Annotated in this window: 14 protein-coding genes; 6 read left to right on the plus strand and 8 right to left on the minus strand. The window is 35.2% G+C overall.

What is annotated here, in order from left to right; translation table 11 throughout:
- Nucleotides 1-49 precede the first annotated feature (49 nt).
- A complete protein-coding gene (locus tag YWA_RS0112975) occupies nucleotides 50-2,473 on the plus strand; it encodes a hybrid sensor histidine kinase/response regulator (protein ID WP_022828944.1) in 2,424 nt (807 codons plus the stop codon).
- Here the strand turns inward: YWA_RS0112975 and YWA_RS0112980 are convergent.
- The 8 genes from YWA_RS0112980 to pdxA all read right to left on the minus strand — a co-directional run bounded on the left by YWA_RS0112980 (nucleotide 2,462) and on the right by pdxA (nucleotide 9,451).
- Nucleotides 2,462-3,811, minus strand: coding sequence for a sigma-54-dependent transcriptional regulator (locus YWA_RS0112980; protein WP_022828945.1), 1,350 nt, complete (start codon nucleotides 3,809-3,811; stop codon nucleotides 2,462-2,464). The genes YWA_RS0112975 and YWA_RS0112980 overlap by 12 nt on opposite strands.
- A 124-nt stretch (nucleotides 3,812-3,935) precedes the next feature.
- A complete protein-coding gene (locus tag YWA_RS0112985; RefSeq protein ID WP_022828946.1) occupies nucleotides 3,936-4,229 on the minus strand; it encodes a PepSY-like domain-containing protein in 294 nt (97 codons plus the stop codon).
- 229 nt (nucleotides 4,230-4,458) lie between these two features.
- Nucleotides 4,459-5,808, minus strand: coding sequence for an acetyl-CoA carboxylase biotin carboxylase subunit (gene accC / locus YWA_RS0112990; protein ID WP_022828947.1), 1,350 nt, complete (start codon nucleotides 5,806-5,808; stop codon nucleotides 4,459-4,461).
- Nucleotides 5,809-5,894: 86 nt separating this feature from the next.
- Nucleotides 5,895-6,374, minus strand: a complete 480-nt coding sequence (gene accB, locus YWA_RS0112995) for an acetyl-CoA carboxylase biotin carboxyl carrier protein (RefSeq protein WP_022828948.1) — start codon at nucleotides 6,372-6,374, stop codon at nucleotides 5,895-5,897.
- A gap of 35 nt (nucleotides 6,375-6,409) precedes the next feature.
- A complete protein-coding gene (locus tag YWA_RS0113000) occupies nucleotides 6,410-7,399 on the minus strand; it encodes a beta-ketoacyl-ACP synthase III (protein WP_022828949.1) in 990 nt (329 codons plus the stop codon).
- Nucleotides 7,400-7,562: 163 nt separating this feature from the next.
- Entirely contained in the window at nucleotides 7,563-7,757 is a 195-nt protein-coding gene (gene rpmF / locus YWA_RS0113005) for a 50S ribosomal protein L32 (protein ID WP_022828950.1), read from the minus strand.
- A 9-nt stretch (nucleotides 7,758-7,766) separates the two neighbouring features.
- Nucleotides 7,767-8,309: a YceD family protein gene (locus YWA_RS0113010; RefSeq protein ID WP_022828951.1), complete on the minus strand. Its 543-nt coding sequence runs from the start codon at nucleotides 8,307-8,309 to the stop codon at nucleotides 7,767-7,769.
- Between the two features lie 95 nt (nucleotides 8,310-8,404).
- Nucleotides 8,405-9,451 carry a 4-hydroxythreonine-4-phosphate dehydrogenase PdxA gene (gene pdxA, locus YWA_RS0113015; RefSeq protein ID WP_022828952.1) on the minus strand — a complete coding sequence of 349 codons (1,047 nt, stop codon included), beginning with the start codon at nucleotides 9,449-9,451 and terminating at the stop codon, nucleotides 8,405-8,407.
- A gap of 60 nt (nucleotides 9,452-9,511) precedes the next feature.
- Here pdxA and YWA_RS0113020 point away from each other — a divergent pair, with 60 nt between their 5' ends.
- From YWA_RS0113020 to YWA_RS0113040, 5 genes are all read left to right on the plus strand, one after another.
- A complete protein-coding gene (locus tag YWA_RS0113020; protein ID WP_022828953.1) occupies nucleotides 9,512-10,102 on the plus strand; it encodes a riboflavin synthase in 591 nt (196 codons plus the stop codon).
- Nucleotides 10,103-10,182: 80 nt separating this feature from the next.
- Nucleotides 10,183-11,199, plus strand: a complete 1,017-nt coding sequence (recA, locus tag YWA_RS0113025; RefSeq protein ID WP_022828954.1) for a recombinase RecA — start codon at nucleotides 10,183-10,185, stop codon at nucleotides 11,197-11,199.
- 127 nt (nucleotides 11,200-11,326) lie between these two features.
- Complete coding sequence (locus tag YWA_RS15470; protein ID WP_022828955.1) at nucleotides 11,327-11,740, plus strand: hypothetical protein; 414 nt, start codon at nucleotides 11,327-11,329, stop codon at nucleotides 11,738-11,740.
- A 14-nt stretch (nucleotides 11,741-11,754) separates the two neighbouring features.
- A complete protein-coding gene (locus YWA_RS0113035) occupies nucleotides 11,755-12,303 on the plus strand; it encodes an RNA polymerase sigma factor (RefSeq protein WP_022828956.1) in 549 nt (182 codons plus the stop codon).
- Entirely contained in the window at nucleotides 12,300-13,775 is a 1,476-nt protein-coding gene (locus YWA_RS0113040) for an outer membrane beta-barrel protein (protein WP_022828957.1), read from the plus strand. Before YWA_RS0113035 ends, YWA_RS0113040 begins: the two co-directional genes overlap by 4 nt.
- Nucleotides 13,776-13,777 lie beyond the last annotated feature (2 nt).

The raw sequence follows: 13,777 nt of genomic DNA on the forward strand, positions 1-13,777 counted from the left end.
TTAACAATATATACGTACTTTACTTTTCAATACTTTTTATCTTTACGAAATGGCCGATAAAAAAAGTTACATTCCTGTAAAAGTTCTCCTCAGTTATCTTGCACTAATTGCATTGGTAGTAACGGTTGGCTGGATTTTATACACGGAGAATATTGTGTTTTCAAAAACGGGTGCAAACATTTCAACGGAAAATGACAAGGTATTAAAAGTGAGTAATTTGCTTTCAAATATTTACAAAAACGAAGGTTATGCCCGAATGACTTTACAATCGAATGACGAACTAGATTTAAGCAATTATACATTTCACACGGATTCTCTAAAATCTGAAATTGATGCTTTTAAAATGTACATTCAGAATCCAAAACAAATCACCTTACTGGACACGGTGAAATTACTTTTGAATAAAAAAGTCACCACGATAAAGGACTTAAAAAAAGTCAAAGAACAGGCTAATAATGAGGCGTCTGTTCAAAAAGCAATTGACAAAATCACACAAATGGAAGGTTCGCTGCGAAAACTCCGCCTGAATGATTTGGTTAAAAACCCCAATAATTTAGAAGAATACCAGCGAAGTGTTTTGCAAAAAATGGTGACGGTTCTAAATCAAAATATTCCAAATGACAGCACCAACACGCTTTCGCAAAAATCCCTTGATTCGATGTTGGTTGTTTCAAAAACAGCACTAAGCGACGTGGTTCGCACCAACGCCATTAAGAATAAATCACTTGAAATTCAAGAGCAAAAATTGCAGCAAAATGAAGTTTCTATTTCGGAACAACTCCGGAAAATATTGAATATTATTGAGCGAGAAATCATTCAAAGTACTACTGAAACGAATATTAAAAAGGAAGTCTCCTTACAAAAAACCAATAAAATAGTAACTTACGCCGCGATTGTAGGTTTTATTTTGACTGTCTTCTTCTCTGTATTGATCTTGAATGATTTCTCTAAAACCCAGTCGTATAAAAAGCAGTTAGAAGCGGCCAATCTAAAAGCACAAAAATTGCTGAAAGACCGTGAACAACTTATTTCAACGGTAAGTCACGATTTAAAAACGCCTTTAAGTACAATTGTTGGCTATTCTGAACTTTTAGGAAATTCTGAATTGACGGCAAAACAAAAACATTACAATAAAAACATCAAAGGTTCTTCAGAATACATTTCGAAATTAGTACAGGATTTGCTTGACTTCACGAAGATTGAAGCTGGGAAAATTGTAGTTGAAAACATCCCTTTTTCATTGCAAAACAGTATTGAAGAAGTGGCAAAAAGCATTCAAGCAGTTTATGTTCAAAAAGACATTTCACTGCAATTAGAAATTGAAACTGCATTGCAGAAAAACATTGTCACCGACCCTTTTCGTCTGCGTCAAATATTGAGTAATTTGATTGGAAACGCTTATAAATTTACTGAAAAAGGTACAATTACAGTTGAAGCAAAAATTGTTGAAAATCATATTTTAATTCATGTTTCCGACACGGGAATAGGAATCAAAGAAAGTAGCCAGGATTTGGTTTTTGAAGAATTTACGCAGGCAAATGATGGAATTGAAAAAGTGTTTGGCGGAACAGGATTAGGTCTGACAATTGCTAAAAAAATGGCAGAAGCCTTGAACGGAACTATTTCACTGAAAAGCAGTTATGGTCGTGGAAGTACGTTTACGATTCAGCTTACGTTAATTTGGGGCGCTTCCGAATTTGAATCCGAATTAAATATGAAATCGACTCCTTCCAATCAAACGTATCAAATAATTATTATTGACGACGATCCGAATTTATTAGCCCTGACAACAGAAGTGCTGAAGCAGAAAAATCATATTATTTATCCTTTCAATTCAGCAATTGATGCTTTAAAAGCAATTCCTACCCTTGATTTTGATTGCGTAATTACGGATATTCAAATGCCTGTTTTGGATGGATTTGGTTTTATAGAAGAACTTCAAAAAATGGAAGGTTTTAAGCAGCAACCCATTTTAGCAGTAACTGGTCGAGCTGATTTAGATTTAGAAATTTATGAAAAAGCAGGATTTTCATCTGTAGTCCAAAAACCATATTCGCCGATAAAATTGTTAGAACAGTTGAATCAATTATTTGTCAAAAATAGTGAGAACACGTTTAGTTATAGTGAAAATAATCCTTCTCAAAACGCATATTCATTGGTAAAATTAAAAGCTTTTTTGCCGGACGATGCGTTAGCAGTACAAGAGATTCTGAATTCATTTGTAAAAAATACGCACGAAAGTTTACTCGTATTGCGTCAAGGCATCAATGAGAAAAATTTAGAAGGCATTAAGGAAATTTCGCACCGCATGTATCCCATGTTTCAGCAACTAGAGGCGACCGAAATTGCTGCTTTGTTGCATAAATTGAGTAATGAAATACTAGCATTAGATGAAATTGAAACGATTAACGCAAAGTTGAACCAAAAAATAAATGCTCTTTTTGAGTTATTCAAAAAAGATTCAATACTCTAAATTGTAAAGTTTAAGCTTGTTATACAATGTTTTTCTGTTGATTTTTAGCAATTTAGCCGCTTCTGACTTATTATTTTGTGTTTGTTCCAAAGCTTGAATAATAGCTTCTTTCTCATTTTGCGAAAGCGAAAAAACAACTTCGTCTTTTTCAGGATGTACCAAAAAAAGTTCTGAAGGCAAAACAGCTCGTTCAATAAAATCACCTGATGTCAATAATGTGGAACGCTTGACTATGTTTTGCATTTCACGTAAATTTCCGGGCCAAGAATAATTTTGGAAAATTTGAATTACTTCGTCTGAAAAACCAATTACTTCGCGGTTTAATTGTTGATTGGCTTTCTCCAAAAAGAATTCGGCAAAAATCAACAAATCTCCTTTTCGTTCCTTTAAAGATGGTGAGGTAATTGAGAATTCGTTAATTCTATGGTATAAATCCTCCCTGAAATCGCCGTTTTTGACTGCTTCACGCAAATCTTCATTCGTCGCCGTAATAATCCTTATATCAACTGAAATTTCCTTGTTACTTCCAACGGGTTTAATTTTTCGTTCTTGAAGCGCTCTTAACAATTGCACTTGGTTTTCGTACGATAAATTTCCAATTTCATCTAGAAAAATAGTACCGCCATTTGCCGCTTCAAAATAACCGACTTTATCATTTAAAGCTCCTGTAAACGAACCTTTGATATGTCCGAAAAATTCGCTTGCCGCCAAATCTTTAGGAATTGTTCCGCAATCTACAGCGATAAACGGTTTTTTACTTCGCGTACTGTTTTTATGAATTTTTTGTGCAATCACTTCTTTTCCTGTGCCACTTTCACCAATAATTAAAACCGAAATATCCGTAGGACTAACTAATTTAATGTATTCTGCTAATTTTAAAGAAGCGGGTGAAATGCCTAAAACAAATTCGGAATTGGATTCTGCTGTAACTTTAGTCGTAATTTTAGCCTGCGTTTGTTTTGGTTCAGAAACAATTTCTGCATTTATCAAAGCATTTGCAACTACAATTAAAACCTCATCTGGATTAAACGGTTTTGAAATATAATCGGCAGCGCCATTTTTAATTGCTTTTACAGCCGTGTTTATGTCGCTATAACCCGTCATTAACACTACAGGAGTTACAGGAATTTCTTTTGTGAATTCTGACAACAAAGTCATTCCATCGGAATCAGGCAGTCGTAAATCGGTTAGAATTAAATCAAATGTAGTATTCGCAATTTTACCTTTGGCTTCAGCCGCAGAAAATGCGGTAGAAACTTCATAGTTGTTTTTAGTCAAAAACTTTTCGACTAATTTACAGAACGCAACATCATCTTCAATTACTAAAATCTTGGGCATGGCTAAAATCTTTCGTGCTAATATAAAGTTTAAAAAAAATGAATCGTCTTAAAAATATGCAAAAAAAAGAGGTTTGAACGAACAAACCTCTTTCTAACAAAAACAAAATATAAGTTACCCTAACTTATTTCTTAATCCAGTTGCCATCAGCATCTGCAAAAACAGCCGCTTTCTGGTCTCCCACTGAAATTTCTATTTTATATTCTTTCTTTTCGTTCACATACGCTTTTTCAATTGTTGCGTCTGGATACGATGTTTTTAGTGCGGTTTGTACAGCTTCTGGAAGTTGGTCCGCTGTAATTTCGGTATATTCTTCTTGAACGATTTTAACTGTTTCAAAATTTATTGGAGGTGCTGTGTTCGCGAATGAAGTTAAACTTCCCAATACGATTGCTGCTGATAGAATTAATTTTTTCATGATTCGGTAATTTTAATTAGTAATAGATTACCAACACATAAGAAATTACCGTACCAACAAATAATATTGAGTTAACTTATTGGAATACATGTTTTTACCTGTTGAACAAAAAATTACAACTGTGTATCCAATGTTGCATCACCTCAAAAATTGTATAATTAGTACACAGGCTTAAACAAAAAAAATGCCTTACACGACTGCAAGGCATTTTTTATAAATAAGTATATAATTAGTCTTTCTTCTCTTTCATTTTGAAAGTATCCATAAAGGCTGTGGTATAATTTCCTTCTACATAAGCCGGTTCCTCCATCAACTGACGGTGAAACGGAATTGTAGTTTTAATTCCTTCAATAACAAATTCATCTAAAGCACGTTTCATTTTGTTGATTGCTTCTTGTCTCGTTTGAGCAGTAGTAATCAACTTAGCAATCATTGAATCGTAATTTGGCGGAATTGAATATCCTGAATAAACGTGTGTATCTAAACGAACACCGTGACCTCCGGGAGTATGCAAATTCGTGATTTTTCCTGGAGATGGACGAAAATCGTTATAAGGATCTTCTGCATTGATACGACATTCAATCGCGTGTAATTGCGGAAAATAATTTTTTCCTGAAATTGGCACACCTGCTGCAACTAGAATTTGCTCACGAATTAAATCGTAATCAATTACTTGCTCTGTAATCGGGTGTTCCACCTGAATACGCGTGTTCATTTCCATAAAATAGAAATTTCTATGCTTATCCACCAAGAATTCAACAGTTCCAGCACCTTCATATTTAATATATTCGGCTGCTTTAACGGCTGCATCACCCATTTTTTGACGTAATTCATCCGTCATGAATGGTGAAGGTGTTTCTTCTGTTAATTTTTGGTGACGACGTTGAACTGAACAATCTCTTTCTGATAGGTGACAGGCTTTTCCGTAAGAATCACCTACTACTTGGATTTCAATATGACGTGGTTCTTCAATCAGCTTTTCCATGTACATTCCGTCGTTTCCAAAAGCAGCAGCTGCTTCTTGACGTGCACTTTCCCAAGCTTTGAATAAATCTTCTTCTTTCCAAACGGCACGCATTCCTTTTCCACCACCACCTGCGGTAGCTTTCATCATCACAGGGTATCCAACTTCTTTCGCCACTTTCACAGCATCTTCGTAAGAAGCTAAAATTCCTTCTGAACCTGGAACACAAGGTACTCCCGCTTCAATCATCGTTGCTTTTGCGGAAGCTTTATCACCCATACGGTTAATCATTTCAGGAGAAGCTCCAATGAATTTGATTCCGTGTTCTTGACAAATTTTAGAAAATTTAGCATTTTCAGACAAGAATCCGTATCCGGGATGAATGGCATCTGCGTTTGTAATTTCAGCAGCAGCAATGATATTGGACATTTTCAAGTAGGATAAATTACTTGGTGGTGGTCCGATACAAACCGCTTCATCTGCAAATTTTACGTGCAAACTTTCAGCATCTGCCGTAGAGTAAACCGCAACGGTTTTGATTCCCATTTCGCGACATGTTCTAATGATGCGAAGGGCAATCTCACCTCTATTGGCAATTAATATTTTTTTAAACATCTTGTTTTAATTATGAGTTATGAATTATGAGTTATGAATTATGAATTATTATTGGCAATAATTCATAATTCAAAATCTAAAATTCTTTAAGATGGGTCTACTAAAAATAAGGGTTGGTCAAATTCTACTGGTGACATATCGTCTACCAATATTTTCACGATTTTACCTGAAACTTCTGATTCGATTTCGTTGAATAATTTCATCGCTTCGATTACACAAAGTACGTCGCCTTTTCCGATAGAAGTTCCAACCTCAACAAACATAGGTTTGTCTGGAGATGGTTTTCTGTAAAAAGTTCCGATAATTGGAGATTTTACTGTGATGTATTTTGAAGATTCGTCTTCTTGAGCTGGAGCTGCTGGAGCTTGTGCAAGTGCTTGAACTGGAGCAGCAGCTTGTTGCATTGGCTGTGCCATTGGCGCTTGCTGAAGATAAGTGATTTCTGGTGAAGACTCTCCAAGTGTCGTTTTGATAGTAATTTTCACATTGTCAATTTCTAACTTTACTTCCGCAACACCCGTAGCTGCTACAAATTTAATTAGGTTTTGAATTTCTTTTAACTCCATAATTAGTATCTTTTAGTTATAGTTTGTTTGTTTTGTTAGTAAGCCCATTTTAAGTAAATGGAACCCCACGTAAATCCGCCGCCAAAAGCTGCAAAGATTAAATTATCTCCTTTTTTAAATTTTTTCTCGAAATCAAATAGCAATAAAGGTAAAGTTGCCGAAGTCGTATTACCGTATTTGTGAATATTAATCAATACTTTCTCTTCTTCTAATCCAATTCTATTTGCTGTTGCGTCAATGATTCTTTTATTCGCTTGATGCGCAATTAACCAATCTACGTCACTATTCGTAAGATTGTTTCTTTGCAAAATTTTCTCGCTTACATCAGCCATTCCTGTAACGGCATATTTGTAAACGTTTTTTCCATCTTGAAAAACGTAATGTTGGCGGTTTGCAACTGTTTCAGCCGAAGCAGGAAGTAAAGAACCTCCAGCATCAATTTTCAAAAAGTCACGTCCAATTCCATCGCTTCGCAAAAATTCATCTTGCATTCCTAACCCTTCATAATTAGGTTCAAATAGAACGGCACCTGCTCCATCTCCAAAGATGATACAAGTGGCACGGTCTGTATAATCAATAATTGACGACATTTTATCGGCACCAATTATTAAAACTTTTTTATATTTTCCTGATTTTATATATGCATCAGCGGTTGACATTGCATAAAGAAAACCTGAACAAGCGGCTTGCAAATCGTAAGCGAATGCATTCGTAGCGCCAATTTGCGTAGCAACGTAAACGGCAGTTGCGGCAACGGGCATATCAGGCGTTGTAGAAGCGACAATTACTAAATCGATTTCCAACGGATTGATATTTCCTTTTGCAATCAAGTCTTCAGCAGCTCTAATCGCAAGATAAGAAGTGCCTAAATTGTCGTCTTTTAAAATTCTTCTTTCCTTGATTCCTGTTCTTGAGGTAATCCACTCATCATTGGTATCTACCATAGTTTCCAATAATTTATTGGTCAACACGAAATCAGGAACATAGCCTCCGACAGCAGTAATTGCGGCTGTAATTGTACTCATAGGGTTGTAAGTTTATTNCCTGCCAAATTGAAACAGAAAAGTTGTTGAAATTACAAAAAAATTTCTAAACCTTAATATTTAACCAACAGTAATTAACACTAAATTTTAAACAACAAAAAAAACTCTCACATTGGAGAGTTTAGATTTTGCCTGCAAATGGGTATTATGCAAGTGCAACAGACTTGTCAATAACAACTTGTCCTCTGTAGTACATTTTACCTTCGTGCCAGTAAGCTCTGTGGTATAAATGCGCTTCTCCAGTGATTGGACATGTCGCAATTTGAGCTACTGTAGCTTTATAATGCGTTCTTCTCTTATCTCTTCTTGTTTTCGAGATTTTTCTTTTAGGATGTGCCATTTTACTATATTATTTATCCGTTAATAGTTGTTTTAATTTGTCCCAACGTGGGTCTATTTCATTTTCTTCTTCAACTTCTTCTTTTACTTCTGAAACTTTCAACTCGTTCAGCTTGTCTAAAGCGTCAGATTTTAAAGTTCCGTCCTTTACTCCAGGATGCACGCGTCTTAATGGAACCGACAATACAATCATTTCATAAATATACTGTGAAGTATCTATTTGATGTTCGCCATGAGGCAAAATCAACAATTCTTCGTTCTCATTATTAAACTCATCACCAAATTGAACTACGACTTTCAAATTTCCTTTGATGGGTAAGTCAAACATTTCGCCTGTTAAATCACAAGGAACATTTACAGTTCCTTTATGCTTAAAATGCAATTCCAGCATCAAACTTTTCTTTTCAAGAACTAATTCAACCTTAACATCAGCACTTTCAAACTCGTCGTATTCAAAGTGATCAAAGAACGTTTTATTAATTTGATACTCAAACTGGTGTTTTCCTAATTTTAATCCCACAAAAGGAATTAAATATTCATTTAACTTTTTCATCGTAACAACAATTTGTCCTTTTCCAGAATCCTAGAATCGGAGTGCAAAGATATAAATTTATCGCAAATTCAAAAGGGTTATAAACATTTTTTTGTTTATAAGTGTTTTTCCTTCGTTTTCAGTGGTCTTTTACTAATTTCAGCGTACTCATTTCGGGATTTGTATACGTCAATTGCCAGATAAACAGCTTCTTTAAACGAATTATAATTCGCCAAATCTTTTCCGGCGATATCATAAGCCGTTCCATGATCGGGTGAAGTTCTGATTTTATTTAAACCTGCCGTGTAATTTACGCCATTTCCGAACGACAACGTCTTGAACGGAATCAATCCTTGGTCGTGATAAGTGGCAATTACCGCATCGAATTTTTCATATTGATTATTGCCAAAAAAACCATCCGCAGGATACGGTCCAAAAACCATAATTCCTTCTTCGAACATTTTTTTAATAACCGGTCGAATTAATTTGTCGTCTTCTGAACCTATCACGCCGCCGTCTCCAGCATGCGGATTTAATCCTAAAACTGCAATTCTCGGTTTGTGAATGCTGAAATCTTGTGTCAAACATTCGTCAATCGTTTGGATTTTTTTTCGAATTAGAGCTTCTGTTAAATGAGTCGCAATTTCGTTTACCGGAATATGGTCCGTCAGTAATCCGACACGAAGCGAACCGCTTACCATTAACATCAATGCATTTCCTTCTAATTCTTGGTCTAAATAATCCGTATGTCCGGGAAATTTAAAATCTTCCGATTGAATGTTGTATTTATTTATGGGTGCTGTAACTAAAACATCAATTAAATCGTCTTTCAAGGCTTGTGTTGCCGCTGTAAATGATTTTATGGCATACTCGCCTACTATTTCGTTGTTTACACCGTATTCTAATTGTATTGGCTCCCGCCAAAGATTCAAAACGTTTATTTTTCCAATAACGATTTGGTCTAGTTTGTCAATTCCATGTAAAGGTGCGGTCGACTCAAAACTCTTACGCAAAAAGGAAAGTGTTTTTACATTTGCAAAAATAACAGGCGTACACATTTCAAGCATTCGAGCGTCTTCAAATGTTTTTAAAACTATTTCGCTTCCAATACCGTTTAGATCTCCAATTGAAATTCCAACGATTATATTTTCTGCTTTTTTCATTTACTTCAAGTTATTTATTGCTAATTTTGAGGTTACAAATTTAGTAAAATAAAACCACAAATGTTTACCGGAATTATAGAATCCCTTGGAACAGTAAAAGAAGTTCGACAAGATCAAGACAACCTTCACTTGACCATTTCTTCCACCATTACTCCTGAATTAAAAATCGACCAAAGTGTAGCTCATAACGGCGTTTGCTTAACCGTCGTGGCGATTGACAGCGACTCCTATACGGTTACTGCGATTCGTGAAACGATCGAAAAAACAAATCTTGGCGATTGGAAAATTGGTGATTCTGTCAATTTAGAACGCGCGATGAAATTAGGCGACCGACTTGACGGACATATTGTACAAGGTCACGTTGACCAAATTGGTTTTTGCGTAAGCGTAGAAAATGCGAACGGAAGTTGGTATTATACGTTTGAATACGATGAAAATTTAAATAATTTGACTATTGAAAAAGGTTCGATTACCGTAAATGGCGTGAGTTTGACTGTTGTCAATTCAAAGCAAAATCAATTTAGTGTGGCGATAATTCCTTATACTTACGAACATACCAATTTCAAGAATTTTGAAGTCGGAACGAAGATTAATTTGGAATTTGATGTAATTGGAAAATATGTTTCGAGGTTGCATGGTTTGAGAAAATAAAACACCTCCCAAAAAAAATTTAAATAAAGTAATTCACATCCTAAAAAGAAGTATTTTTACGAAAAATAAGTGTCAATACCATGAAAGAAAAAACAAGTTCAGAGAAAGAATCAAAGTTAAAAGCCTTACAGTTAACGCTTGACAAACTTGACAAAACCTACGGGAAAGGAACGGTGATGAAAATGGGCGACAAAGCCATTGAGGAAGTAGAAACTATTTCGTCAGGGTCTTTGGGAATCGATTTAGCATTAGGAGTGGGTGGTTATCCAAAAGGAAGAATCATCGAAATATACGGACCAGAATCTTCTGGAAAAACAACTTTGACGCTTCACGCTATTGCTGAAGCTCAAAAAGCAGGTGGAATTGCAGCATTTATCGATGCGGAACACGCTTTTGATAGAAATTATGCTGAAAAATTAGGCGTTGATATTGAAAACCTAATCATTTCACAACCGGATAATGGAGAACAAGCGTTGGAAATTGCAGAAAACTTGATTCGTTCAGGAGCGATTGACATTGTAGTTATTGACTCGGTTGCTGCATTGACACCAAAAAGTGAAATTGAAGGTGAAATGGGAGATTCTAAAATGGGTCTTCACGCAAGATTAATGTCGCAAGCTTTGAGAAAATTGACAGGAACAATTAGCAAAACAAATTGTACTGTTTTCTTCATCAATCAGTTGAGAGAGAAAATTGGAGTGATGTTTGGAAATCCTGAAACTACTACGGGAGGAAATGCATTGAAGTTTTACGCTTCGATTCGTCTAGACATTCGTCGTTCTTCGCAAATTAAAGATGGTGATAACGTTATTGGAAACAGAACCAAAGTAAAAGTGGTTAAAAATAAAGTGGCTCCACCATTTAAAGTAGCGGAATTTGACATCATGTATGGCGAAGGAGTTTCTAAAACCGGTGAGATTCTTGATTTAGCGGTTGAATTTGAAATCGTTAAAAAAGCAGGTTCATGGTTCAGTTACGGTGAAACAAAATTAGGGCAAGGCCGTGATGCTGTAAAAGCGTTAATTAAAGACAATCCTGAATTGGCAGACGAACTTGAGGTTAAAATCAAGGATAGAATCAAGGAAAACAATAAGTAATTTCGCAACAGCGAGAACTATTTCTTAAAAAAGACTGCTTCAATAATTTTGAAGCGGTCTTTTTTGTTTTTAAACGCAACCCATCCCCATTTTACTCATCTTACCACTAAATCAATATATTTTAAAAATGAAAAAATTAGCACTTTTACTTTTTGTATCTTTCATTGGAATTTCATGCTCAACAGACGACAACCTCAATGATTTCTATTACGACATTTTACCGGTCGAAAGTTATGAATTGCCTGCAATATTGGAATACCGCCAAGTATACACCTTTAAACTAACTTACAAAAGACCAACTGACTGCTATACAAATCCATCTTTGTATTTTGAAAGAAATGGAAAAACGAGAACCGTTGCAATTCAGTCTTTGGTAGCCAATAGAACAGATTGCGTAGCGGTTCCTGATGAACTTGCAAAAGAATTAAAATTTCAATTTGAAGTGACAAGTACTACTCCTTATGTATTCAAATTTTACAAAGGAAAAGATGCAAACGGAATGGAAATCTACGAAGAAGTAACCGTTCCTGTTAATAATTAAAAAACTAAAAACCTGTGGGTTTAGACCAACTCATCAATGCTTGTAAAAATAACGACGCCAAAGCTCAGGAACAAATATATCATTTATTTGCTCCAAAGTTTTTTGGCGTCTGCTTGAAGTATTCGGCTAATTATGCCGAAGCGGAAGACAACTTGCAGGATGGTTTTATAATTATATTTCAAAAAATAGAACAATTTCAGTTCAAAGGTTCGTTTGAAGGTTGGGCAAAACGGATCATGATTAATAATGCTTTGCAAAAATACCGAACGCAAGTTCGCTTTTTAGAAGTGGTATCAGACAACATTGCAGAAGACGAAATTCCTGAACTTGATGATGAAAGCGTTTCTTTAGACTATTTAATGCAAATTATCCAAGAGTTACCGGACCGTTACCGAATGGTTTTCAACTTGTACGTACTTGATGGTTATTCGCACAAGGAAGTTGCAGAAATGCTTAATATTACTACTGGAACAACCAAATCAAATTTGGCTCGAGCCCGAATGATTCTGAAAGAAAAAATTGACCTGCATACCGGAAAAAACACAATCCCTTCGACAAAATGAACGAGAAAAAAAACATAGACCGCTTATTTCAAGAACGTTTCAAGGATTTTGAATCCGTTCCAAATGACAAAATTTGGAACAACATTCACAAAGCTTTACACGAAAAGAAAAAGAAACGAATTATTCCACTTTGGTGGAAACTTTCGGGAATTGCCACGGGATTTATACTTGCGTTTTTAGCTTTCAATTCGATGAAAACGAGTTTAATTGATGAACCAGCAGTTGTAATCGCCCCAACAGAATTTGAAAATTTAGACGAAAATAATTCCAATAATGCTGTTGTAAATGAAACTAGAGTTGAAGTAGAAAAAAGTTCTTCAGTTGTAAAAGATGAAAATAACAGCAAGTCTAACGTTGTTATTTCAAATCGGAATTCACAAAGTAGAAGTAGTGTTGGGTACGCGCTTTCAACGAAAAAATACAAAAAAGAAATTGTTCAAAATACCACTGTTGCAAATAATCAGAGTTTAGCTCGAAATCAGAGTTTAGCTAAAAGCGAACTGGTTTCACAGGAAACTATGGTATTAAACGGTTCTTCTGAAAAGTCGGATCAAAAAAATGAATTAAATTCAAAAGTAGATAATTCAACTACCGGAAAAGTTGTTGCGTCAAATGGATTCAAATCTACTGCAACAAATCTGAATAAAAATAGTCTTTCATCACAAAAGGATTCCACTCAAATAGTGCTTGCAACTGAACCCAATCCGTTAGAAGAAATTTTCAAAAAGAAAAATGAAAAAGAAAATGCGGTTGCTTCTTCGAAATTAAACCGTTGGCAAGTCAGCACAAATTTAGCTCCCGTTTACTTAAACTCGGCTTCAAATGGTTCGCCAATTGAAAGTCAATTTGCGGAAAATAGTAAAACGTACGAAAATAATTTAAGCGTTGGCGTTGGCGTCCAATATGCCTTAAATAAAAAATTAGCGTTTCGAACTGGTGTAAATAAAGTTACTTTAGGCTATGCAACTAATGACATTGTGTTTTTTGGAGGACTAAATGCATCTGGATTTGGCACGCTAAGTGCTGACAATGCAACCGCAAATATTTCAGTACTTAGTGCAAATAATACGGCAGGTTTACGTCCTTATGACGAAAATTTAGAGAATTTAGAACGTGGTGTTTTGAATCAAACCATGGGTTATTATGAAGTCCCTTTAGAATTATCGTATGCCGTTTTAGATAGAAAATTTGGCATACAAGTCATTGGCGGTTTGAGTACTTTGTTTTTAAATGAAAACTCCGTTTCGGTAGCCTCTTCAAAAACTACAATGAGTTTAGGGAAAGCTACCAATTTGAGTGACATTCACTTTAGCAGTAATATTGGATTGGGTTTTAAATACGAATTTCTGAAAAATTTTGAGGCGCATTTTGAACCTACACTCAAGTATCAGTTCAATACTTTTAGTCGTGCTTCTGGAAATTTCAAGCCGTATTTTATTGGTTTATATACCGGAATTAATTTTAAATTTTAAAA

It is taken from the genome of Flavobacterium antarcticum DSM 19726 (assembly GCF_000419685.1).
In the GTDB taxonomy this organism is placed as follows: domain Bacteria; phylum Bacteroidota; class Bacteroidia; order Flavobacteriales; family Flavobacteriaceae; genus Flavobacterium; species Flavobacterium antarcticum.

Bases quoted from the DNA above. Each gene is read 5' to 3' on its own strand.
- accC (WP_022828947.1), bottom strand. From the start codon at position 5,808: ATGTTTAAAAAAATATTAATTGCCAATAGAGGTGAGATTGCCCTTCGC.
- pdxA (WP_022828952.1), bottom strand. From the start codon at position 9,451: ATGAAAAAAGCAGAAAATATAATCGTTGGAATTTCAATTGGAGATCTA.
- rpmF (WP_022828950.1), bottom strand. From the start codon at position 7,757: ATGGCACATCCTAAAAGAAAAATCTCGAAAACAAGAAGAGATAAGAGA.
- YWA_RS15470 (WP_022828955.1), top strand. From the start codon at position 11,327: ATGAAAAAATTAGCACTTTTACTTTTTGTATCTTTCATTGGAATTTCA.
- YWA_RS0112975 (WP_022828944.1), top strand. From the start codon at position 50: ATGGCCGATAAAAAAAGTTACATTCCTGTAAAAGTTCTCCTCAGTTAT.
- YWA_RS0113020 (WP_022828953.1), top strand. From the start codon at position 9,512: ATGTTTACCGGAATTATAGAATCCCTTGGAACAGTAAAAGAAGTTCGA.
- accB (WP_022828948.1), bottom strand. From the start codon at position 6,374: ATGGAGTTAAAAGAAATTCAAAACCTAATTAAATTTGTAGCAGCTACG.
- recA (WP_022828954.1), top strand. From the start codon at position 10,183: ATGAAAGAAAAAACAAGTTCAGAGAAAGAATCAAAGTTAAAAGCCTTA.
- YWA_RS0112980 (WP_022828945.1), bottom strand. From the start codon at position 3,811: ATGCCCAAGATTTTAGTAATTGAAGATGATGTTGCGTTCTGTAAATTA.
- YWA_RS0113010 (WP_022828951.1), bottom strand. From the start codon at position 8,309: ATGAAAAAGTTAAATGAATATTTAATTCCTTTTGTGGGATTAAAATTA.
- YWA_RS0112985 (WP_022828946.1), bottom strand. From the start codon at position 4,229: ATGAAAAAATTAATTCTATCAGCAGCAATCGTATTGGGAAGTTTAACT.
- YWA_RS0113040 (WP_022828957.1), top strand. From the start codon at position 12,300: ATGAACGAGAAAAAAAACATAGACCGCTTATTTCAAGAACGTTTCAAG.
- YWA_RS0113000 (WP_022828949.1), bottom strand. From the start codon at position 7,399: ATGAGTACAATTACAGCCGCAATTACTGCTGTCGGAGGCTATGTTCCT.